This is a genomic window from Mycolicibacterium frederiksbergense, from assembly GCF_012223425.1.
Classification (GTDB): Bacteria; Actinomycetota; Actinomycetes; order Mycobacteriales; family Mycobacteriaceae; genus Mycobacterium; species Mycobacterium frederiksbergense.
The window spans coordinates 184201-205281 of the sequence record NZ_CP038797.1 but is presented as its reverse complement, the minus strand read 5'-3'; the positions used below and the strand labels follow the sequence as shown (position 1 = coordinate 205281).

Genomic DNA, 21081 nt, shown 5'->3' with positions numbered 1-21081 from the left:
GCGACCCTGTCAGGCAGTCGGATTGGCTAACCGTGTCAGAAAGGCGTAGACCCCGTCGGGGTCATCGGCCGCGCGGACCCTTCGGTGATCAGCATCGAAACCACGCATCGCGATCCGCATAGCCCGGCTGTCATCTGGTCGCGTCTGACTCAAGACGGCGCGTGGGTCATGCAGCGCGACGGCGGCCAGTGAGATCAGGTCTTGCAGGTGACGCTCACGGTCGCGGCTGTCTACGGTCCACGCGCGGGCCTTGGCGACCAAACTGCCCAAAAGCGTAGGCCGGCGAACATAACCATGGTGGTCGTCCATCACGACTGGCACACGCTGTGCGCGAGTGAGCGCTTGGTTCCCGCCATCGGCACCAAGCCCCGGCTTGCCAGAACCAGTTCTGGCAACACGGCTTTGGCGTTCCGTCCCCTCGGGGATCATCACGTCGATGACCGTTTTGCCGCGCGTGAAACGGTATCCGAACCCGTCGCTGGTGGGGGTCTCGGTGAAGCCGTTGCCGGTCAGGTAGAGCGTGGTGTCGCGCAGCGCGTCGCGGCGGGTCCACACTCCCACCACCATGTCCCCGTCGTCGGTGGGCCGATGAATCGTGACACCGTGCTCAAGCAGGTGCAGCATCGTCATCTGGCCACCGACAAGAACCCACGGGGGCGGATCAGTCTCTTCGAAGTCAAGCAGTGTGCGCCACATCTGTGTCTGGTGCTCGGGCATGTCGGGTAGTACAACAGGATCCTGTCGCAAGGTCGGCACGAACTCCGGTGTGGTGCGAACGATCTGGATCCACAGGTCAAGGTCAGCCCGCGATACCTTCGGTGCCTTCCGCCCCAGTTCCCGTAGCTCGGCGATTCGCTGTTCGCGCTCCTCCTGCACCAGTGCCGGCGCCAGCCCAACCCGTGTGCAGAGGAGATTCACGGCCCGGGCAAGGTCCGCGCTGTCGGCAGGCGGGGTGGCACCCGACGTCTCGCGCAAGGCGAGGAACATCTCAGCCGTGCCCTCGATGGTCTGCCCCGTGATTGCTGCGATGGCTTCCAGCGCCACAGAGTGCGGCCATTCGAGCGCCTCGGTGCTCAACGATCAGCCCGCTTCGTTGCGCTCAGAGCGTCGTTGATCAGCGCGCATCCTGCTGCACGAGTGCGTGCATCGCTGTCGTCGGCGAGATCGGCGCCGGCAATCAGTCGCGGCGCGGTATGGATTGTGAAAGTCATACCGCCCGCGCCCCGTTCGGCGATCTGCGTGGCGGTCAATGCGTGGATGTCGAGGATTCGCAGGGTGAGGTTTCCTTGCGGGCTGCCAATCAGGTAGAAGTCGGCGACCAATCGCTGTGCGGTTTCGGTGCTGACGTAGGCGTCGGCGGCTCCACCAGCCGCCAGTCCGAGACTGTAGCTATCGGCGGCGCTGATCCCGGTGGGGAGTACGCCGCCGGAGGCCAGCAGATCCGGCACGTCGCGTGCGCCGACCCGGTAGCGGCGCACGGCGCGCGCCCGCAGTGACATCCACCGTTGCACTGTCTGGCAGATCGCGGGCGTGTCGGCGGCACGGGCCAGACGGTTGCGCAGGCGGTATCGCTCGCTGGCGGCGAGGCCGTCGCTGAGCCCGTCGCACATCGCCGCGGCCGCCCAGGCGGTGCGCGTCGCGAACGGCCGCCCGGTGGCTCCTGCGCTGACCAGATCGGCGTGCCGGTCGACGCTATCGGCGTCGACAAGCCACTGATCGCCAGCGCGCGTCGCTGTCAAGCGCCCAGCGGCGATCAGCGCGCGCACCCGTGAGGGATGGACTCCGAGGCGGCGCGCCACCTGCCCAGTGGTGAGGACTTCTGACATGTACACAACTATAGCGTCGCCGATATAGTTGTGTACATCGATGCTGGTAAATCGAAGATGAATGAGCCGTGAGGAACAGGTAGAGGCACAGCCAGAAGCAGCAGCGTGTGCTGTTCAGCTTGCCAACGACAGCTGCCTTGGCGCTCACGTCTCCGTCATCGTATGTGGCGTCTCTTTCGGAGCGCTGTCCCTATCGATCCTGTTCGGCCGCGGCATCTGACGGTCTTCTAGTCAGGCCAAAAAGCTTCGGGCTGACGACGGGGCGTTGCGCAGCGCCTTGGCGTACCGCGGCTCGAACCGCGGATTGAGCTTGGTACCTGCCCAATAGCGATCTCCGGTGTGGGCGGCTCCGATGACGGCGCCGGCGATGCTGGCGATCGAGTCGGAGTCGCCGTTGCTGGTCGAGGCCCACGCGAGGGCGTCGCGGCCGTTGAGAGGAGCGCGACGGCGCCCGGGCGCGGTGGCCATGTCGGCGACCAGGAGCGCGATCGCCGTCGCTGAGGCCGACTCCCATCCCTCGCCGATACCGACGCAGGGATCGCCGTACACGTCCGGGGTGAGCGTGAACAGTTCCTGCTTGACGGTGAAGGCGTCCAGCAGCGCGTCGATGAGGACGTCCTTGACTCCCGCGGCGAGCATGCCCGGCACGTCGGCGGTCATGGGGGAGAGGACGCGAAGGAGGAACTCGTCGCGCAGCCAGGGGCTCTGCCCTGAGAGCACTGACATCGCGGCGCTGATCGCATGTTCGAGGAAGTGGCCACGCACAGTCGTGGCCGAGCGGATCGCGTCGCTGAGCACCAGGGCGGAGGCGATCGCGCGGGGGTGCTTGTGGGTGAGCGCCGCCTGCAGCGCGGTGACGCCCAGCCACACCTCGTCCGGGCACAGCGCCGCCGGCGCCAGGCGCATCACCGCACCGCAACCGGGACGGACCCGAGCGCCATCGGCGTCGTGCCACTGGGCGCCGGCGCGCAGCCGCGACAGCGACCCCATGCAGGTGGCTCCGGGCGCGCGGTTGTTGTCGCGGTCGACCTGCCACTCCAGGAAGCGTGCGGTGATCGCCTTGGTGAGGACGTCGACGTCGTCGAGCTGCCCGGAGGCGTCGACAAGGGCATCGTGCAGAGCCAGGGTCATCTGGGTGTCGTCGGAGATCCTCCAGATCTTCTTGGGCGCCGGCACCGGGTAGGCGGGCATCCGGTCGTATTTGCGGAACTCGACCTGGTAACCCCAGGCATCGCCAGCGGCCAGGCCGATCAGGGCGTTGCGGTAACGGGCCTGAGTGGCAGTTCGTCTCATCATGGTGCGCCTCCCCTTCGGATGTAAACCACTATACATATTTACGGCACCCATGTATACCTCGCGGTGGGACGGGGAAATTTCTCGCGGCCACGGGTGACGGAAACGCCCGCCCCCGCCGGTACTTCCTAGGCAAGGACGCACTCCAGCTCTTCTTGCCGAGCTGGCGCTACACCAATAGCGGTCCCAGCGTCCGTGTCCGAGGAGGTACCACCCATGTGTCGTGCCACGACTGACCCAGGAGGACCCCGGCGCTGCTCCGGGGACACCCGACTGGCCTACAGCCACTCAGCGCACTCCGTCGAAGTCCTGGAGGAAGCCGAATCGGTCCTTCAGGCCGCCCTGGCCGACGCCGGCTACCCCGCCGCGGCCGCCGCACACCCGCCCGCCGCGCCGCCGGCTGAACCACCACCGACCACGGCGCCGGCCGCGGCCACACCGAAGACGGTCAGCTTCGCCGACAAGACCACCCGCGTCGAAGACTTCCGCCGCGAGATCGACACCGCGATCGCCAACCTCAATACCGCCGAACAGTGGCAGGACTGGCTGCAATACGCCGCCCAGTTCCACTCCTACTCGCTGGGAAACCAGCTACTCATCCGCATGCAGCGCCCCGACGCCACCTTCGTCGGCGGCATGAAGAAGGTCTGGAACAAGAAGTTCAACCGCTCCCTCATCGCCGGCTGCAAGGCCATCTGGGTGCGGGCACCCATCATCAAGAAGCGCAAGAAGGACGACGGCACCGAGGAAGAGGTCGTCACCGGCTGGCTCGGCGTCCCGGTCTACGACGTCTCCGACACCACCGGCCCACCCGTGCCCCAGCGCCCCGAGATCACCTACACCCGCGAAACCGGGGTGGCCCCGCCGGAGATGCATGCCGAACTCGAGAAGCAGATCAACGCGCACGGCTACACCGTCGAGCGCGTCGAACTGCCCGAGGACGGCCCGGAGGCCTACACCCAGGACAAGCCGACCAAGAAGGTCGTCGTGAGCACCCGCCACAGTGATGCGCACGCGGCTGTCTGCCTTGCCCACGAATTGGCTCATATCCAGATGGGCCACATGGAGCGCCACCACGAATACCACAGCGGCCCAGACGGACAACGTCCCACGATGGAGGTCGAAGCCGAAAGCGTCGCCTACGTCATCGCCCGCCACTACGGCCTGAAACCAGGCGGCAGCTCCTTCGCCTACATCGACGGCTGGGCCAAGGGCGACCCGAAGAAGGTGCAGCAGACCGCCGAGCGCGTCAACAAGGCCTGCAACAAGATCATCGGCCAGTTCCCGCAGGCCGCCCCGGCCGTCATGACCTAGGAAGGACCACCCACCATGACCACCCCGCAGCACGCCGAGATCGAGGTCGAAGACCCCGAGACCGGCGAACGCCACACCTTCACCGGACCCACCGAAGCCGACGCCACCGCGGCCGCCGAAGACTTCTTCGGCGTCAACGAAGCCCAGGAGCGAGACAATGACTGACACCATGACCCAAGAACCGCCGACCCAGGAACCGACCCGCGACGAACTCCTGCGCGAACTCGACAAGGTACAGACCAAGCTGGAGAAGGCCCGCCGCCGCCGCGACGCCGACGCCATCGCCTACGCCTCCACCCCAGACGGCGCCGCCGAGACGTTCCGCCGCTACGAGCTGGCCCGCGACGACCAGGAGCGCAAAGCCCTCAAGACCACCTACCTGTCCGGTCTGGCCATGGCCGGCGAAGAGTACGAAGAGCGGCTCACCCGCGGCAACGCCGGCGACAACGACGGCCCCCTGTCCGTCGTCCCCGTCGGATCCCTGCGCGACCCGCTCGCCAAAGCCCTTGTCGAACAACGGATCATGGCGACATACCGCAACAGCCCGGCGTCGATGACCACCAACGTGGTCACCATCACCGTGCTGCGGCTGCTGCCCGACGGGCAGACCCGCAAGCGGCTGCGCATCGACACCCCCGCCGACCTCGGTGTCCTCACCTCCGGCCTGGCCGACGTCATCGCCACTGCATGGAGCGACCCGGGCACACAGAAGCGCCTGTGCGCCGGCCTCGACGACGCCGCGGACTCCATCGCGGCCGCGATCGCGCAGCGAGACGCCCAATGAGCACCGGCCTCGTTTTCCAGGAGCCCGGCCTCGTGGAGACCCGCCAGGAACGCGCACTGCGCCGAGCGCAGCAGTTGCACAACGCCTTCCAGACGGCCTTCGAAGTGCTCGCCGAGATCTACCGCGACGAAGACTGGAAGTTCATCAACGACGCCGCGGGACGGCCCTACACCGGCTTCACCGCATTCGTCCAAGACCAGATGGGCTGCGCCGCCTCCAACGCCCGGCGCTACCAGCAGGGCATCGTCGGACTGATCCTCCCGCTGCAGGAACTCACCGCACCCGGGGCCCGCATCCCGGTCACCTCCTCAGACGTCGCACGCCTGGGCGTCACCGGTTCCCGCGTGGTCGTCGAGGAAGCTCCCGCGGTCCTGGAAGGCGTCACCGACCCCGACGCTCAAACCGGCGCACTGCGTGAACTCATCGACTCCGTGGCACAGCGCTCCACCGCACCCGGCTTCGGACCGCTCTACGAATCAACGACACCACCAGCCCCTGCGTCCTCACTTGGTGCGCTCGTCCCCGCCCAAGTGCCCGACGACGCGGACGGCGACATCGGCGACCTCGGCGACATCGGCGACACTGCACCGCGGCCACCGGCCGCAGACCGCGGCTGGGCACAACCGCACGACGATGGCCCACCCTGGGAGCAGGAAGGCCCTGCGCACCAGCAGCAGCCGAAGGCCGACAACACCGCCGACCCCACCCCGCCCGCCGGGCCGGCCCCCGCCGCATCTCACGACGCACAACCGGGTGACACCGCTCAGATCATGGCCGACCTCGAAGCCGCGATCGCCGCGGTCATGGCCACCGGCGACCCCACCGCCCTGGCCGAGCAGCTCTCCAGCGGCGACGGCGCAGCGCTGGCCCCGAAATGCCTCGCCTCCGGACAACGCCTGATGCGACTGGGCCAGCTTCTGCGCAGCCTCAACTAGGGCGTGTCTGACAAATATTTCGGGTGTTTCGGCTGAGACTTAGGCCATGTCGCGGTTCCAGCTGCTCACCGATGCTCAATGGTCGTTGATTGAAGAGCTTCTTCCTGTTCGGACAGGTAAGAAGGGCAGGCCTTTTCGGGATGCCCGCCAGATGCTCGAGGGGATCATCTACCGGTACCGGTGCGGCATCGCCTGGCGCGACGTTCCCGAGGCGTTTGGGCCGTGGCAGACGATCTGGACCTGGCATCGAAGGATGAGCGCAGAGGGCACCTGGGATGCGGTGTTGGCGCGGTTGCTGGCTGCCGCCGACGAAGCCGGGATCATCGATTGGTCGGTGTCGGTGGATTCCACGATCGCCCGTGCTCATCAACATGCCACGAACATCACCCGTGACACAGGGGGCTGGGTCGAATTACACAAATCTGGCCAGCGAGCCGCCTGACCACGGCATTGGCCGCTCCCGCGGCGGACTGACCAGCAAGATCCATCACCTCGTCGACGGCCACGGACGACCGTTAGTCGTGCTCGTGGGCGCTGGCCAAGCCAACGACGGACCGGTTCTGGAGCATTTGCTCGCCCACCTGAAAGTCGAGCGCTGCGGTCGAGGGCGGCCACGCACGCGGCCTGATCGCCTGCGTGGCGACAAGGCCTATTCCAGCCGAGCGACTCGACAGCGGCTGCGACGACGAGGGATCGTCGCAGTCATTCCCGAACCGTCCGATCAGATCGGCCACCGCAAACGTCGTGGCACCCAAGGCGGGCGACCACCAGCCTTCGATGCCGAAGACTACAAGGGCCGCAACGTCATCGAACGCAACTTCAACGTCGTCAAGCAATGGCGCGGTCTGGCCACCCGCTACGACAAACTCGCCATCGTTTACCGCGGCGGAGCAGTCCTAAGGGCCATCACACTTTGGCTACCGCATTTATCAGACACGGCCTAGGTGTGACATTCCGCGACATTGGTTACGGGCCTCACAACGACCGGCGCAGCTAAAGCGCGAATGCACCGAAATGCGAAGGGACGTAACGGCAATGGCTCCACAAGCACAGTTGCGCCGCTTAGCAATGACTCACGGATTCGAAGAACACTCGACGCCCGGATTTATCGGATTTCATCGAACCCACCCCGATGGCCGTAGCCAAGGACTGCACGTCTTCTGGTGGCAAAATGCCAAGCACGCGGCCGTCGCGGGCATACCCCGGTACTACATGGTCCTCGATGTATCGATCGGATCAATGCCCAACGGCGGCGGCGCCGGTGGTCGATTCCGATTGCCGATGGTGACCTGGCCCGTACCCGACACCCAACTCGTTCGCCCGTGGACGGAGGTGGCCGCAGAATTCAAAGAGATCTTCCTGCCTCTTCTACGACCTACCGGAAGCCGAAGGCAGCCGCCGACTACGCGGGCTCGATGACCGATACCAGATCAAGCCCCCATCCGCAGCGGCCTCTGTCCATGCAACCAACGTGGTGGAACACCACACCTAAGCGCAGCACCCTGGGCTCAACCCACCGCCCACCGCGTTCGACGTCCCGCTCCCGCCTCGAACCGGGGACGGGACCTCGCCCCAGGTCACGCCAATCGCATGCGACCATCAAGGAATGTCCGACTCGCACACCGCCGGATCCTCCAACGAAGGCGCCTTCATGATGGATCCCGACTCGACGCTTCGCGAGTTGGCCCGTCACCTCGTTGAGGGTCAACAGACAATCGCGACACTGACCCGGACCGCCGCCAAAGTGCGAGCCACAGCAAGTCCCGACAACGCCCCGGCCAAAGAACTGCTCGCCGCGTTCGACGACACCACGCACCGCTGGCTGACCGAAGAGCTACCCGCCCTGGTCGCCAGCATGCAACTAGCCCTGGAAGTACACGACACCTTCGGACCAGGGATGGCATCGATCGACGACCCGATCGAGGCCGCCATCTGGAACAACAAGTGGTTCGTCGCCGAGCACGAACTCAGTGGCCGGCCCCGCGGAACGTCGTCATCGTCGTCATCATCATCACCACCAGAAGACGGCCGATAACCATGCGTTCCATCTCCCTTGACGAGTTCGCAGCCACGCTCAACCCGGCCACGACCCACGTAGAGATGTTCGGTCCCTCGCTCCATATCGAGACCCTCGACAACGCCTTCGGCCGACCGGGGACACTGCTGTGGCGCGCCACTGTCGACCTCACCCACCTGGACTCACGGATGGGAGACCCCGACGTCCGCGTCGGCCAGATCCACTTCGTCATGGCTAGGACCGGGGTCGAGGGCCTCGCCGTCGAGCTGCTCGACCGCGAGAGGTTCCACGGACTCCGTACCGACCGCTTCGCCCCACTGTTCGACGACTACCGCATCGGACCCGAACTCGCCCAACAGTTCTCCGATACCGTCGAGGCTGTCATGTTCGTGCTGTGGATCGTCATCGATCCGGCCTTGCGTGGACACCGCCTGGGCGCCTGGGCGCTATGCCAGGCCATCGAGACGATGATGCCCACCTCCAACGGCCTGATCCTGATGCATCCGCACTGGGACGCTGAAGCAGATGCGGCCCCATCAGTCGAGCAGCTCGAATCCGTCGAACGCCTCAACCGCTACTGGATGACCACCGGGCTGGTCCCGTTGCGGGACCGTCCGCAGTTCCTCGCCCAACATGCGAACAGGCACGCACTGCAGACAGCGATTGAGGCATACCAGCAGCGCTTCTATGGCGACGACTACACGATGCCCATCCCGCTCGCACCGATCCGGCAGCGGATCGCTGACGGCGGTGAGTTCCTATGACCGGCCGGTACCAGCTGACCGCGGCGCGCCCTGCCTAGCCGCCATCCTGTAGCCGGAGATTCCAGCCAATGTCTTGATATCGTGACACACGCCAGCTTGTTCTAGTATCCCGACAAATTGCTGTTCAGAAGCCCAGTCTACTACCCCGCTCTAAGGCTCTTCGGCGGTCTACGCCTCCCTATAGCAGCGCCGTTGTCGCGGAGCGCCAGGCGAGCGACCCGCGAAACGGTCACGGTGCACTGGCGCGCGCGGCGCCTCGCACAAGCCGCGCCCGACCGTCGTGTCGCAATACCGTGACACCGCTGAGCTTGTTGCGGTATCATGTCAGGCGTGGCTAGCTTGGTGGCGGAAACTCTCGCGCAGATCGGCGCACAACTCCGCCATGCCCGCATCCAGGCCGGCCTCACTCAGCACGATGTGGCTCGCCGCGCCAACGTCTCTCGCCAACTCGTGGGACGTATCGAGAACGGCTTCAACGGCGAGGTGAGCGCCTACATCGCGGTCGCCGCTGCCTTGGACTACCGGTTCACCGTGGTAGAGGAAGTTCCGCTCAACGACAGCGAGCTGGCCGCATTGGACCTGATCAACAACCTGCAAGCTCCGCCGGCCGCCCTCCCGTGACCGACATCAACGATTTGGCCGTGGTCCTCAACGGTCGTCTCGCAGGCACCATCACTCACGAATTCGGTCGCCCCCACTTCACTTACGCCGACGACTACGCCGGATCCGCGGGCCGCCTCACGCCACTGTCGTTGTCCATGCCTCTGCGCCCAGGCCACACGTACCGCCACCAGAAGGCAGCGCCATGGCTGGCGGGTCTGCTCCCTGAAGACCCCCGCGTCCGAGAAGGGTGGGCTGCCCAATACGGCGTTTCAGCACGTAACACTTCCGCACTGCTGCGCCACCTCGGCCGCGACTGCGCCGGCGCCGTACAGCTGGCTCCCGCCGGCGACATCGCTGACGTCCTTGCCCAGACCGGCCACATCGAACCAATCACCGATGTCGAACTCGGGGCCCGGCTGCAGCGCCTCATCGACAACCCTGGCCGGTGGACCAATGAGGGGGAACGCTGGAGTCTTCCTGGAATGCAAGGCAAATTTACCGCCGTGCGAACCCGCGACGGGTGGGCTACCGCGCACGGCAACAGCGCCAGCACGCACATCATCAAGCCGGGCATCATGCAGTTCAAGGGCCAGGCTCTCAACGAACACCTGTGCCAGAAGGTACTGCCGGCCATCGGCATTGCGGCTGCCCACACCGCCTACCACGAATTCGGCGGGGTCCCAGCGATCGTGGTCACCCGCTACGACCGCGTTGAGCGCAACGGCACGGTGCTAAGACTGCACCAAGAGGACATGTGCCAGGCGATGTCGGTGTGGCCGGGCAAGAAGTACGCCAGCGACGGTGGACCTTCAGCGACCGCCATTGCTAAGCTACTGGCTGACCACGCGACTCAGGATGACGTCGACCGCTTCGCCGATATCATTGTGGCGCAATACCTTTTGGGTGCCCCCGACGGTCACGCGAAGAACTACAGCGTGATTCTGGTCGGCAACCGTGTCACCCTCGCACCGGTCTACGATGTCGCCAGCGTCTTCCCGTACAACCCTGACCCCGACTCGAACCTGTCCCGGGTGGCAATGGCTATCGCCGGGCGCAGCCGTTTCGGCACAGTCACCCTCGACACCATCGCCAAATTCGCGACAAAGGCCGGCACCGATCCCGACCGCCTGGTGCAGCGCACGCGCGACATGGCCGCAGCTCTGCCCGACGCGATCGCCGCCGCGGCTGCCGACATCCCCACCGCCACCCTCGGGGATCTGGTCACCGGCCTGCAAGCCGGAGTCGCTCGGCAGTGTGGCTTGCTCGACCGCCCACGACCGACCGCACCCTCGAACCTGCCCGACCCCGAAGACGACACAGACGACGACTTGCCGGCCCCAGCGGATCCGTCCGAAGACACCGAAGACGATGTGACCGTCGTGTCCTACACCCGCGGCAAGCACGACGTCCGCACACACAGTCGCCGCCGCCCAGCCAAACATCTGTCCGACGCGACCTGAATCAACAGCTGAGCTGTTGCGGCACAGCAGGGTGACTCGAAGAAAGAAAAAGTTGCTCTGCTGCCAGGAAAGCCACGGCCATCGAGCTGCTACTGCAGTGTCCATGCCCGGCGGTCGGGATCCCACGTACCGGCCTGCACTCGGCCGTCGAGCACCGCACCTACAAATCGATCGGCCTCGACCAGCGCCGCGTCAGCGTCACGCAGTTCGGCCGGCAAGCCCGCTTCAGCGACCCGCGCCGGGTAGCTGCGCCGCCACTGATCGGTAGGCAGCACCAGGGGAGAGGGCACCGTAATGCCCCGCCGCTGCTCCTGGCCGCGCACCGCAGCGCGCAGCTCCTCGGCGGCCAGGCCGTACGCGCACCTCGACAAAATGACGATGTCGGCCAGGTCGTGGGAGCGCGTCGACGGCGCCGCGCCGCTGCTGCCATGCAGCTCATACATAGCGGCAACCTTGTCAGCGAGGTGGGCGGCTACGGCATAGGTGCGCACCCGCGACATCGGACGCACGTCGTCGATGGTCACCACAGGATCGGGGACCAGGGTGTCCGGCTCGAAGGGAAACTGCCGCCCCACAGCCACATCCAGCTTGGCGACCGCGAACCGGGACCCGTTGAGCAGGTACGTGATCTTCCCGGTGTACCCGCCGGGGCCGCTGCCCGGACTGACCGAGACCTCGAACTCACCATGCTCGCCGGCACGCCTGCGCGATGCCTCGGTCAATGCCACGGTGAGGTCCTCAACGTTGCGCGTCACCGCCAGATCCAGATCCGCGGTCGCGCGGGCTTCGGCAGGGGTCCGGAACTGCAGAGCCGTCCCTCCAGTCACCAGCCAGGACTCCGGATCACGATCGAAAAGCCGAGACACGAACTGCTGCAGGGCGAACCGACGTGCTACCTCAGCCGCATCGCCGTGGGTGTCGCGCACGATCTGACGGATGCGGGTGTTCAGAGCCGCCCGAAAAGCGCTCTCCGAGCCATAGGTTCGCCTCGCGTCGAGCTGCTCCTCGATCTCGCGGTACCGCCGCTCCAGCGCCTCCACACGGTCATGAGACTCCTGGGCACGGGCCCGCATGTCCGCCGAGCAGCGCTTCGGCCCGCCGGGCTCATTGCTGGCCTTGCACATACGACGCCGCGCGCTATGCCGGCAGGCTTGACGGCCGCCCGGCCGCGGCCAGGAACCGGTGTGCCAACGCCACCCCGTGCGGCTCATCCCACCGATGCGCGAACGGATCCAGCCGAGCGCCCACCTCGTCGATCGTCAGCAGGCCGGAATCCAGGACGTCAGCGATCACGGTGCCCTGATGGGATCCATCGAGATCGTCTCGGGCCAGGTCGGCGATGATGCGCCCGGGTGTCGCCACGGGAAGGCCCTGCACCACGTCCCAGTCCACGCCCCGGGCGCCGATGTCGCGTCGGTAGGTGTGCACCCGCGGTGACCGCGTGTTGATGCGGCGTGGGCCGGTCAGGAACAGGCCGCGGGCGACGATCGTCCCCAGCTCGCGGATCACCGCGGCGCTGTCGTGGCTGAGGATGCAGTCCGGGTCGGTCCGGCGCCGCTCGATGTCGTCCTCGGGGCGCAGTGCCAACCACTGTGCCGCCCAGTCCTCGAACGTGAACATGCCGGCGGAATCCTCGGTGAATCCGTACACACCGTGGTGTGCCCGGAACAGCTCGCCGGCAGCCGCGCGGCGGGCGAGTTCGTAGCGGGGGACCCCGTGGTGTCGGGCCTGGGCGGCGGTGAACAGGCCGAACTGGCCGGCGGCCAGGGTGTGCAGCCGGCCCCACGCCTGCGCGTCGGCCATGCAGCGATAGTAGCAACCTAGGGACGTGGCATCGCCCCTGCTGCTCATCACCCGATCATCGGCTGGATGGGGCGGTCTTCGCGATGTGCGCATCGTCATCACCCACCACTGCTGCGGCGCCGTGTTGCGCCCTCGCCCAGCCAGGAATCAAGCGTCGGCCGGGTGATTCCCAGCGTGGTCGCGATCTCGCGCTTACTGCGCCCTTCCTCGAAGTACTGCCGCGCCAGCTCCCGGGCGGCCTGTCGCTCCGCGTCTAGCCGCGACTCCGCCTGCTCCAGGCGCCGGCCCTGCTGGGCGAGCCCATCCAGGCCGCGGGCGAACACATAAGGCTCCCCGGTGATTTCGGGTTCCCCGCGCCGAAGCGGCTCGACCAATGCCGCGGCCGCCAGGACTTCCTCGTCGCTGGCGCTGCTGTCCAGCTCGGGCAGGTTGTATTCGGCGACCATCTCTGCGGGCGTTCGAAGAATCACCTTCACGGCGGCCTCCTCCTTCTGTCGACGCGCGTACGCGCTCGATTGCCTGCGGAAGTCATGTGCGACTCGGCCGCAACACGGGTGCACGACGCCCCGTGTGTGTAAAAGCCTATACCCAAAAACGTATGTAAATCACTATGCAATCAGACGGACTTGTGGTTTACTTTAGTCAGCGGCAACACCACGACCCGGAGGACGCCACCATGACCCACTACGCACCCGAAGGCTGGTACCCCGACCCCACCGGGGCTGCCCAACAACGCTTCTGGGACGGCGAACAGTGGACGGAGGCCATCGCGGCCCCCACTGTCATCACGGTCGCAGTCCCGGCCCCGCCGGCCAAGGACTGGGCACAGCGACACCCCGCCTGGACCACCCTCATCGTCTTCTGGATCGCGTGCATGATCTGGCAGTGGAAGTGGCTGGTCCCCGTGATCGCCGTAGCCGCCGCCACCGTCTGGACCATCCGCTGGATCAACCGCCGCAACGACCGCCTCCGCGCCGAAGCCGACCGCCAGAACCAACTCGCCGCCGAAGGCGACGCCCGCGGCATCTACGGCGACTACCTACCCGCCGACCCCGCCTGACCGGCGCCGCACCCTGAGGAGACCCGATGTCCGCCAACCCACTAACCCCAATGCCGCGCAGTTAAGCGTGTGACTGGTGGGGCAAGTGTGACACGCCGTGTGAGGTGGTAGTGGGACAGCGGAACTCCCGGTATCGATGGATGTCCGACCAAAGACGCCATCACCCGGGGAGTTCCGCTGTCTGTTCAGTCTGTCATCTGTTCTGCTGAGTCGAGCCGACAGGGCGCGTTCGCGCCGGGCCATTTGGGCGAGCTGACACGAATCGTGTCCGCCGATCTCGTCGATGCCGCCCTGGAGAACACCGGCCGCGTGCAGCGCCGTGTGCGGGTGCTGCCCTCGCGGGTCGTGGTGTACCTGCTGCTGGCCGGAGCATTGTTCACCGAGATCGGCTACCGGCAAGTCTGGGCACGACTGGTGGCCGGCCTGGATCCGGCGACGGTGGCCGCACCGGGTTCTTCGGCACTGTCGCAAGCATTGCGGCGTGTCGGAGTCGGACCGCTAAAAGAGTTGTTCAGCCTGCTGCGCGGCCCGGCCGTGGGGGCGGCACGCTGGCAGGGCCTGCTGGTCTGCGCGATCGACGGCACCTCGATGTTCGTGCCCAATAGCGCCGCCAACGCCGCGGCGTTCGGACGCCAAACCGGCCGCCCAGACGCGGAATCCGGATACCCGATGCTGCGACTGCTGACCATCGTGGCCTGCGGTACCCGCACCGTCATCGACGCCGTGTTCGGCTCCTACCGCGTCGGCGAAACCACCTATGCGCCACAGCTGTTGGGTTGCCTGCAACCGGGCATGCTGTTGTTGGCCGACCGCAACTTCGCCGTCACCGCTCTGGTGGAACAGATCGCCTCGGCCCATGCCGAGTTGCTGATCCGCTGCAAAGACGCCCGTGTGCTGCCCCCGATCAAGACACTGCCGGACCGGACATGGCTGGCGCGGATGGGCGCGGTGACCGTGCGGGTCATCGACGCCCGCATCAGCGTGGCAGTCGACGGCGGAGCCACCCGCTGCGGTCACTACCGCCTGGTCACCACCCTCTAGACGAAAAGCAATATCCCGCAGACGAACTGGTCGAGCTATACCATCAACGGTGGGAGGTTGAAACCAGCTACCTGGAACTGAAATCGACCATTCTGGGCGGACGAGTGCTGCGCGCGCAGACCCCCGCCGGCGTCACACAAGAGGTCTACGCATTACTGACCACCTACCAGGCGTTGCGCACCGCCATCGCCGACACCGCACTGGCCCGCCCCCCCATCAGCCCCGACCGGCTGAGCTTCACCGTCGCCCTGCACGCCGCCCGCGACCAGGTCATCCACGCTGCCGCAGCGATATCAGAGGCCACAGTCGATCTGATCGGCCGCATCGGGGCGGCCGTCCTCAACCAGCGCGCGCTCGGCGAGGTCGGGTTCCAGGGTGCGCCAGGCGCGGGCGGCCGACTGCGTCTCGGCGGCCCGGGCCAGGTGTTTGGCCGCGTCGACCGCGAGGGACCACGGGGCCTGGGTGAGCGTGTAGGCCGCGGCGGTCGTGACGGTGATCGCGGTGTCGGCGGCGGTGGCCCCCAGGCGCTGCTCGAGGGCCGTGCGCAGCCGGGGCTGATAGTCGACCAGGACCGCGGCCGCGGCGACGGCCTGGGGCAGCGGCGGCCACGGCATGACGCGACCGGCGATGGCTGCGGCCAACCCGACGATGTTCACCGCCGCAGAGGCCACGTTGCCCGTCATGACGGGGCCGTCCCACGGCAGCTCGTTGGTAGCTGGCTCGACGTCCCCGTCGGTCGCCTCGATCTCGGCGGCCGACACCACGTCGCACAGATCGTCGGGCGAGATGTCCGGGGTGAAGCGCACCATGACGCGTGACAACGGCCGGTTGAGCGATGCCTCGCGCACGCCCGGCTCGGCCCGCAGCGCGTCGAGCACGGCGGCGCCGACGGTGCCGTCCTCGTCGTCGTCGAGCCCGTAGACCTCGATCCAGCAGCGGTCGTCACGGGTCCAGCGGCGGCGCGCGGAGCGCCCGGCCAGGACCTCGCCGACGGCGCGAAGTGGCACGTCGACCAGGGTGACGCCGGCGACGGTGAGGACGGTGGCGGTGGCGGTTGCCGTGGCGACGCTGACTCGGGCGGCGCGGACTCCGGTGTCGACGGCCCAAAGGGGCAGTGCCACCGAGGCCTTCGCCAGTTGGGCGAGGTTCACGTGTGCGGGGCTCCTGGCTGTCAGCGCTTGCGTGGCGCGGACTTCGTGGCGGTGCTCTTCTTGGCGGCCTTCTTCGCGGGCGCCTTGGCTGCGGTGCGTTTGTTGGCCGGCGCCTCGCGAGCGGGTGCCTTGCGGGCCGGCGCCTTGCGGGGCGTTGTCTTGCGGGCCGGTGCCTTGCGAGGCGCTGCCTTGCGGGCGGGTGCCGTCTCGGTGACCGCCCGCAGCCGGGGTTCCTCCGGCGACTGGCCGTTGTGGGTGAGTTGGCGGACCACCAGCGCCGTGCCGCCGATGCCGACGAGCAGCGGCCACTCGACAAGGCCCGCGGCGCCGATCAGCCCGAGCGTCAGCGCCGCCGCCGACGTCGAGTGACTGCCGCTGGTGGCGCCGTCGCGGACCCCGCTTGCGACGCCGCGAACCCCGCCGACCACGCCGTTGATGGCCGCGCCGCCGACAGCGCCCGCGGTGGCGACCGCCGCGTCGGCCGTGGTGGTGACGAGCCGGAATGCTCCTTTGATGACGTTCATCGCGCTCTCCGATTCCTTGTGTCCCCGTGATGGACACCGTGAGCACTGTCGGGTACCCGCCGTCACCGAGATCAACCGCATTGCGCTGGGGTTCTGACGGAAGCCACGGAAGCTGTTGCCACGCCGTGGCGCAACGTTTGCCGAGGACGGCTCAGATGGCGTACTCGCGACGCTCCCGCTGGATGGAGATCCAGTGCTCGGTGGTGAACTCGTCGACCGCCCACTGCCCGCCGAACCGGCCGATACCGGAGGCCTTCACGCCACCGAAGGCGGTGTTGGCGTCGTCGTTCACGGGCGAGTCGTTGACGTGGGTCATGCCGGCGTCGATGCGGCGAGCGAAGCGCACCGCGCGGTCCACGTCGGTGCTGAAGACCGCCGACGAGAGGCCGTACTCGGTGTCGTTGGCGATGCGCAGTGCGTCGTCCTCGTCGTCGGCGCGGATGACGGTCATCACGGGTCCGAAGACCTCCTCGCGCGCGGTGACCGCGTCGTTGCCGCCGGTGAGCACGTGCGGTGGCAGACACTGGCCGGTCGGGCCGAAGGGGTCGCCGCCGAGCAGCAGCCGCGCACCGTCGTCCTGGGCGCGGGTGATCTTGTCCTGGATCGACTCCACCTGTGCGGAGTTGATGATGGGCCCGAGGTGGGTCTGCGGGTCGCTCGGGTCGCCGACCCGCAACTGCCGTACCCGGTCGACGAACCGCTCGACGAAGTCGTCATACACGGCAGCGTCGACGATGAGGCGGTTGGCGATCATGCAGATCTGACCCTGATGGAAGAACGAGCCGAACACCGCGGCGTCGACGGCGAGATTGAGGTCAGCGTCGTCGAGCACCACGAGCGGACCGTTGCCGCCGAGTTCGAGCGACTGGTGCTTGATGCCGGCCTTGGCGGCGATGCCCTCGCCGACGGCTGTGGATCCGGTGAAGGAGACGACGCGCGGCGTCGGGTGCGCCACGATGGCGTCGCCGATGTCGGAGCCCGAGCCCACCACCACGGACAGCAACCCGGGCGGCAGGCCCGCCTCCTCAAGGATCCGGGCGAGCAGCAACCCACCGGTGACCGGGGTGTCGCCTGCCGGTTTGAGCACCACCGCGTTGCCGACGGCCAGAGCGGGCGCGACGGAGCGGTTGGACAGCTGCATCGGGAAGTTCCACGGGGAGATGACGGCGACGACACCGACGGGTTCGCGGTAGACGCGGCTCTCCTTGCCCGGGATGTCGGACGGCATGATGCGGCCCTCGACGTGGTGTGGCATTGAGGCGGCCTCCCACATCACCGAACGCACCAGGTTCCACTCCAGGTCGGCCTTGGCGACGGTGCCGCCGGTCTCGCGGACCAGCCAGCCGGTGATCTCGTCCTCGCGCTCGGTCATCACGTCGGCCGCGTTGCGCATCACCTCGGCGCGGACCCTCGGTGGTTGCGCGGCCCAATCACGTTGTGACTCTTCGGCCGCGGCGTAGGCCTCGTCGAGGTCGTCGGCGTCGGCCTGGGGAAGGACCGTCAGGGTGTCACCTGTCCACGGATCTGTGTCCTCGCGCTGCTTACCCGAGGAGCCGGCGCGCCACCTGTCGCCGATCGGCATGGTGTCGAATTGTGGGTAGGTGCTCATGCCGGGCGGCTACCCGTGGCGGCTCGGCTGAAACGAGGGCTGAACTGACACCGCCTGCCGAATTTTTTCGTCAATCGTGCCAAAGGTGCGGTAACTTGCATCCGACACACCGACTGGCCGCAGCCGAGGAGTTCACCGGTGGATGCGACACCTTTCGGGCACTACCAGCTGCAGAAGCTGCTGGGCCGGGGCGGAATGGGCGAGGTCTATCAGGCCTACGACACCAAGACCGACCGCATCGTCGCGCTGAAGGTACTGCCGCACCACCTGGCTACCGACGAGGTCTTCCAGCAGCGGTTCCGCCGCGAGTCGCAGGCTGCGGCCGGCGTCAACGACCCGCACGTGGTGCCCATTCACGGATATGGCGAGATCGACGGCAGGCTCTACCTGGACATGCGGCTGATCGAGGGTCGCACGCTGGGCGCCATCCTGGCCGAGGACAAGAAGCCGCTGGACCCGGCGTCGGCGGTCACGGTGATCGAGCAGGTCGCCAACGCGTTGGACGCCGCGCACAAGGCGGGTCTGATCCACCGCGACGTCAAGCCGTCCAACATCCTGCTGACGCCGCAGAACTTCGCCTATCTGATCGACTTCGGGCTGGCCCGCACGGCCGGTGAGTCGGGGATGACGACGGCCGGCAACACGCTGGGCACGCTGGGCTACATGGCCCCGGAGCGGTTCGAGACCGGGCCGGTCGACTTCCGCGCCGACATCTACGCGCTGACGTGTGTGCTGTACGAGCTGCTGACGGGGGTGCGGCCGTATCAGGCGGACAGCCTGGAGCAGCAGATCGCCGGGCACATGATGTCGGCGCCGCCGCGACCGTCGGCCACCGCCGCGAAGCTCGGGGCGTTCGACGACGTCGTGGCCAGGGGCATGGCCAAGAAGCCGGCCAAGCGCTATCAGACCGCGGCCGAACTGGCCGGTGCCGCGCGGCGGGCGCTGACCGCGCCGGTGCCACGGTCGGGTCGGACCAGCGGACGGCATATCGCGCGCTCGGCCACGCAGTCGCGGCGGGCGCCGTGGCGGGCGCTGGCGGCGTCGAGCGCGGCGGTGGTGCTGGCCGGGGTTGCGCCTTCGGGGCGTGGCAGGTGTGGGGTCCGCCGGGCCGCGACGACGCGAAACCTGCGAGCGTCGCCGAGTCGACGGTGCCGCCGGGCACGCCCGACGGCGAGGTGGCGGAGATCGCCGCGACGGTGCCGCCCGACATCCGCGCAACGGGACGTTTAGTGGTCGGTGTCAATACGCCCTACGCGCCCAACGAGTTCAGGGACTCCTCGGGCAAGATCGTCGGCTTCGACGTCGACCTGATGAACGCGATCTCGCGGGTCCTCGGGCTGTCGCCGGACTATCGGGACACCGGGTTTGAGAGCATCATTCCGTCGGTCGGCGGTGGCAGCTTCAACGTCGGGATGTCGTCGATCACCGACACGGTTGAGCGGGAGCGGTCGGTCGACTTCGTGACGTACTTCCAGGCGGGCACACAGTGGGCCAAGCGCACAGGTGCCGCGGTGGACCCGGATGCCGCGTGCGGGTTGAGGGTTGGCGTGACGTTCGCGACGATCCAGGAGACCACTGAGGTTCCGGGCAAGAGTTCCACGTGTGTCGCAGCGGGTCTGGCGCCGATCGACATGGTGGTCTTCACCCGGCAGGACGATCTGACCGCGGCGCTGATCGCCGGCGACATCGAGGCGATGTCGACCGACTCGCCGGTCACCGGCTTCACGGTGAAACTCAGTGCCGGAGAACTGGATACCGCGGGGGAGATCTTCGACGTCGCGCCCTACGGCTGGCCGGTCGCGAAGGGCTCGTCGCTGTCGCAGTCGCTGCGGCTGGCGCTGGAGCACTTGATGAAGACCGGTGAGTACCGGACCATCGCCACGATGTGGGGTGTCGAGAAGGGCATGATCGACACGCCCGTGGTCAATGGGGCGGGTGGCTAGCGCAAGGCGTCATCTCACCTTGGCCGCGAAGTGGATCTAGCCTGTCGGAATGCTCACCGAACTGATAGACCTGCCGGCCGGCTCGTTTCGGATGGGGGCGACCGACTTCTACCCCGAGGAGGCCCCGGTCCACTCGGTGTCGGTGCCGCGCTTCGCCATCGAGCGTCATCCGGTGACCAACGCGCAGTTCGTCGAGTTCGTCTCCGACACCGGCCATGTCACCGTCGCCGAGCGTCCGCTGGAGCCGGCTGACTTCCCCGGCGTTCCGCCGGACGAGCTGGTTCCCGGCGCGCTGGTCTTTCAGCCGACGAACCGACCGGTCGATCTGCGGGACTGGCGGCAGTGGTGGACCTGGGTGCCAGGCGCCTGCTGGCGGCACCCGTTCGGCCCCGACTCGTCCAGCCCGTCCTTTCAAGACCGCCTCGACCACCCGGTGGTGCAGGTCGCCTACCCGGATGCCGCCGCGTATGCCGACTGGGCGGGGCGTCGGTTGCCCACTGAGGCGCAGTGGGAGTACGCCGCGCGGGCCGGAGCCCACACGGCCTACGCGTGGGGCGACGAGGTGCGACCCGACGGCCGACTGATGGCCAACACCTGGCAGGGCATGTTCCCGTACCGCAACGACGGCGCGCTGGGCTGGGTCGGCACGTCCCCGGTGGGTACCTTCCCCGCCAACGGTTTCGGTCTGGTCGACATGATCGGCAACGTGTGGGAGTGGACGACCACCCGCTACACCCGTCAGCACCAGCCCGGTCAACCCGCCGTGGGCTGCTGCCCGCCACCGCCACCGTCGGCGTCCGGTGACCCGGCAGTGCACCAAGCGCTCAAGGGCGGCTCGCATCTGTGTGCGCCCGAGTACTGCCACCGCTACCGTCCGGCAGCGCGGTCGTCCCAGTCGCAGGACAGCGCCACCACCCACATCGGATTCCGCTGCGTCGCCTGAGGCGGCGCCCC

General features: G+C 67.5%; 21 protein-coding genes and 2 pseudogenes. 14 read left to right on the top strand and 9 right to left on the bottom strand.

Annotation, left to right across the window (positions count from 1 at the left end; genetic code table 11):
* Nucleotides 1-9 precede the first annotated feature (9 nt).
* From EXE63_RS01125 to EXE63_RS01115, 3 genes are all read right to left on the bottom strand, one after another.
* Complete coding sequence (locus tag EXE63_RS01125) at nucleotides 10-1077, bottom strand: hypothetical protein (RefSeq protein WP_168140457.1); 1068 nt, start codon at nucleotides 1075-1077, stop codon at nucleotides 10-12.
* Nucleotides 1074-1826 carry a helix-turn-helix domain-containing protein gene (locus tag EXE63_RS01120; protein WP_272955782.1) on the bottom strand — a complete coding sequence of 251 codons (753 nt, stop codon included), beginning with the start codon at nucleotides 1824-1826 and terminating at the stop codon, nucleotides 1074-1076. The genes EXE63_RS01125 and EXE63_RS01120 overlap by 4 nt, the downstream gene beginning before the upstream one ends.
* A 231-nt stretch (nucleotides 1827-2057) precedes the next feature.
* Nucleotides 2058-3122 carry an ADP-ribosylglycohydrolase family protein gene (locus EXE63_RS01115; protein ID WP_168140455.1) on the bottom strand — a complete coding sequence of 355 codons (1065 nt, stop codon included), beginning with the start codon at nucleotides 3120-3122 and terminating at the stop codon, nucleotides 2058-2060.
* A gap of 213 nt (nucleotides 3123-3335) precedes the next feature.
* Here EXE63_RS01115 and EXE63_RS01110 point away from each other — a divergent pair, with 213 nt between their 5' ends.
* From EXE63_RS01110 to EXE63_RS01070, 9 genes are all read left to right on the top strand, one after another.
* Nucleotides 3336-4433, top strand: a complete 1098-nt coding sequence (locus tag EXE63_RS01110) for a hypothetical protein (RefSeq protein ID WP_168140454.1) — start codon at nucleotides 3336-3338, stop codon at nucleotides 4431-4433.
* Between the two features lie 15 nt (nucleotides 4434-4448).
* Nucleotides 4449-4598 carry a hypothetical protein gene (locus tag EXE63_RS01105; protein ID WP_168140453.1) on the top strand — a complete coding sequence of 50 codons (150 nt, stop codon included), beginning with the start codon at nucleotides 4449-4451 and terminating at the stop codon, nucleotides 4596-4598.
* Nucleotides 4591-5217, top strand: a complete 627-nt coding sequence (locus tag EXE63_RS01100) for a hypothetical protein (protein ID WP_168140452.1) — start codon at nucleotides 4591-4593, stop codon at nucleotides 5215-5217. The genes EXE63_RS01105 and EXE63_RS01100 overlap by 8 nt, the downstream gene beginning before the upstream one ends.
* Complete coding sequence (locus EXE63_RS01095) at nucleotides 5214-6152, top strand: hypothetical protein (RefSeq protein ID WP_168140451.1); 939 nt, start codon at nucleotides 5214-5216, stop codon at nucleotides 6150-6152. Before EXE63_RS01100 ends, EXE63_RS01095 begins: the two co-directional genes overlap by 4 nt.
* Before the next feature lie 46 nt (nucleotides 6153-6198).
* Nucleotides 6199-7096 (top strand): IS5 family transposase gene (locus EXE63_RS01090; RefSeq protein ID WP_109394451.1). Its coding sequence is split into 2 segments (ribosomal slippage): nucleotides 6199-6549 and nucleotides 6551-7096, totalling 897 coding nucleotides; the frame shifts between segments, so codons are not numbered across the junction.
* Nucleotides 7097-7758: 662 nt separating this feature from the next.
* Nucleotides 7759-8187, top strand: a complete 429-nt coding sequence (locus EXE63_RS01085; RefSeq protein ID WP_168140450.1) for a hypothetical protein — start codon at nucleotides 7759-7761, stop codon at nucleotides 8185-8187.
* A gap of 2 nt (nucleotides 8188-8189) precedes the next feature.
* Complete coding sequence (locus EXE63_RS01080; protein WP_168140449.1) at nucleotides 8190-8933, top strand: hypothetical protein; 744 nt, start codon at nucleotides 8190-8192, stop codon at nucleotides 8931-8933.
* 330 nt (nucleotides 8934-9263) lie between these two features.
* Nucleotides 9264-9554, top strand: a complete 291-nt coding sequence (locus tag EXE63_RS01075) for a helix-turn-helix transcriptional regulator (RefSeq protein WP_168140448.1) — start codon at nucleotides 9264-9266, stop codon at nucleotides 9552-9554.
* Nucleotides 9551-10996: a type II toxin-antitoxin system HipA family toxin gene (locus EXE63_RS01070; protein ID WP_168140447.1), complete on the top strand. Its 1446-nt coding sequence runs from the start codon at nucleotides 9551-9553 to the stop codon at nucleotides 10994-10996. Before EXE63_RS01075 ends, EXE63_RS01070 begins: the two co-directional genes overlap by 4 nt.
* Nucleotides 10997-11085: 89 nt before the next feature.
* Here EXE63_RS01070 and EXE63_RS01065 read toward each other — a convergent pair whose 3' ends face one another.
* From EXE63_RS01065 to EXE63_RS01055, 3 genes are all read right to left on the bottom strand, one after another.
* A complete protein-coding gene (locus EXE63_RS01065) occupies nucleotides 11086-12036 on the bottom strand; it encodes a nucleotidyl transferase AbiEii/AbiGii toxin family protein (RefSeq protein ID WP_168140446.1) in 951 nt (316 codons plus the stop codon).
* A 97-nt stretch (nucleotides 12037-12133) separates the two neighbouring features.
* The gene (locus EXE63_RS01060) at nucleotides 12134-12799 is read right to left on the bottom strand and encodes a type IV toxin-antitoxin system AbiEi family antitoxin domain-containing protein (RefSeq protein ID WP_168140445.1); all 666 of its coding nucleotides are present in this window, start codon (nucleotides 12797-12799) and stop codon (nucleotides 12134-12136) included.
* Between the two features lie 98 nt (nucleotides 12800-12897).
* Nucleotides 12898-13275 (bottom strand): hypothetical protein, encoded by a 378-nt coding sequence (locus EXE63_RS01055; protein WP_168140444.1) that lies wholly within the window; start codon nucleotides 13273-13275, stop codon nucleotides 12898-12900.
* Between the two features lie 200 nt (nucleotides 13276-13475).
* Between EXE63_RS01055 and EXE63_RS01050 the strand changes: the two genes are divergently transcribed.
* From EXE63_RS01050 to EXE63_RS33380, 3 genes and pseudogenes are all read left to right on the top strand, one after another.
* Nucleotides 13476-13859 (top strand): DUF2510 domain-containing protein, encoded by a 384-nt coding sequence (locus EXE63_RS01050; RefSeq protein ID WP_168140443.1) that lies wholly within the window; start codon nucleotides 13476-13478, stop codon nucleotides 13857-13859.
* Between the two features lie 243 nt (nucleotides 13860-14102).
* Nucleotides 14103-14900 (top strand): IS4 family transposase, encoded by a 798-nt coding sequence (locus EXE63_RS01045; RefSeq protein WP_272955781.1) that lies wholly within the window; start codon nucleotides 14103-14105, stop codon nucleotides 14898-14900.
* A pseudogene (locus EXE63_RS33380) lies at nucleotides 14867-15007 on the top strand (transposase); the annotation flags it as partial. The gene EXE63_RS01045 and the pseudogene EXE63_RS33380, both read left to right, overlap by 34 nt.
* Nucleotides 15008-15193: 186 nt before the next feature.
* Here the strand turns inward: EXE63_RS33380 and EXE63_RS32660 are convergent.
* From EXE63_RS32660 to EXE63_RS01030, 3 genes are all read right to left on the bottom strand, one after another.
* Nucleotides 15194-16051 carry a hypothetical protein gene (locus tag EXE63_RS32660; RefSeq protein ID WP_234904108.1) on the bottom strand — a complete coding sequence of 286 codons (858 nt, stop codon included), beginning with the start codon at nucleotides 16049-16051 and terminating at the stop codon, nucleotides 15194-15196.
* 20 nt (nucleotides 16052-16071) lie between these two features.
* Complete coding sequence (locus tag EXE63_RS01035) at nucleotides 16072-16575, bottom strand: hypothetical protein (RefSeq protein ID WP_234904107.1); 504 nt, start codon at nucleotides 16573-16575, stop codon at nucleotides 16072-16074.
* A 151-nt stretch (nucleotides 16576-16726) separates the two neighbouring features.
* A complete protein-coding gene (locus EXE63_RS01030; protein WP_168140440.1) occupies nucleotides 16727-18184 on the bottom strand; it encodes an aldehyde dehydrogenase family protein in 1458 nt (485 codons plus the stop codon).
* A gap of 138 nt (nucleotides 18185-18322) precedes the next feature.
* Between EXE63_RS01030 and stpK7 the strand changes: the two are divergent.
* A pseudogene (gene stpK7 / locus EXE63_RS01025) lies at nucleotides 18323-20127 on the top strand (serine/threonine protein kinase StpK7).
* A 49-nt stretch (nucleotides 20128-20176) separates the two neighbouring features.
* Nucleotides 20177-21070 (top strand): formylglycine-generating enzyme family protein, encoded by an 894-nt coding sequence (locus EXE63_RS01020; RefSeq protein WP_168140439.1) that lies wholly within the window; start codon nucleotides 20177-20179, stop codon nucleotides 21068-21070.
* The last annotated feature ends 11 nt before the right edge of the window (nucleotides 21071-21081 follow it).

What these genes read in the sequence shown, in the direction of transcription:
- EXE63_RS01120 (WP_272955782.1), bottom strand. Translation starts at nt 1,826, where the DNA reads ATGTCAGAAGTCCTCACCACTGGGCAGGTGGCGCGCCGCCTCGGAGTC.
- EXE63_RS01115 (WP_168140455.1), bottom strand. Translation starts at nt 3,122, where the DNA reads ATGATGAGACGAACTGCCACTCAGGCCCGTTACCGCAACGCCCTGATC.
- EXE63_RS01110 (WP_168140454.1), top strand. Translation starts at nt 3,336, where the DNA reads ATGTGTCGTGCCACGACTGACCCAGGAGGACCCCGGCGCTGCTCCGGG.
- EXE63_RS01105 (WP_168140453.1), top strand. Translation starts at nt 4,449, where the DNA reads ATGACCACCCCGCAGCACGCCGAGATCGAGGTCGAAGACCCCGAGACC.
- EXE63_RS01100 (WP_168140452.1), top strand. Translation starts at nt 4,591, where the DNA reads ATGACTGACACCATGACCCAAGAACCGCCGACCCAGGAACCGACCCGC.
- EXE63_RS01095 (WP_168140451.1), top strand. Translation starts at nt 5,214, where the DNA reads ATGAGCACCGGCCTCGTTTTCCAGGAGCCCGGCCTCGTGGAGACCCGC.
- EXE63_RS01085 (WP_168140450.1), top strand. Translation starts at nt 7,759, where the DNA reads ATGTCCGACTCGCACACCGCCGGATCCTCCAACGAAGGCGCCTTCATG.
- EXE63_RS01080 (WP_168140449.1), top strand. Translation starts at nt 8,190, where the DNA reads ATGCGTTCCATCTCCCTTGACGAGTTCGCAGCCACGCTCAACCCGGCC.
- EXE63_RS01060 (WP_168140445.1), bottom strand. Translation starts at nt 12,799, where the DNA reads ATGGCCGACGCGCAGGCGTGGGGCCGGCTGCACACCCTGGCCGCCGGC.
- EXE63_RS01050 (WP_168140443.1), top strand. Translation starts at nt 13,476, where the DNA reads ATGACCCACTACGCACCCGAAGGCTGGTACCCCGACCCCACCGGGGCT.
- EXE63_RS01035 (WP_234904107.1), bottom strand. Translation starts at nt 16,575, where the DNA reads ATGAACGTCATCAAAGGAGCATTCCGGCTCGTCACCACCACGGCCGAC.
- EXE63_RS01030 (WP_168140440.1), bottom strand. Translation starts at nt 18,184, where the DNA reads ATGAGCACCTACCCACAATTCGACACCATGCCGATCGGCGACAGGTGG.
- EXE63_RS01020 (WP_168140439.1), top strand. Translation starts at nt 20,177, where the DNA reads ATGCTCACCGAACTGATAGACCTGCCGGCCGGCTCGTTTCGGATGGGG.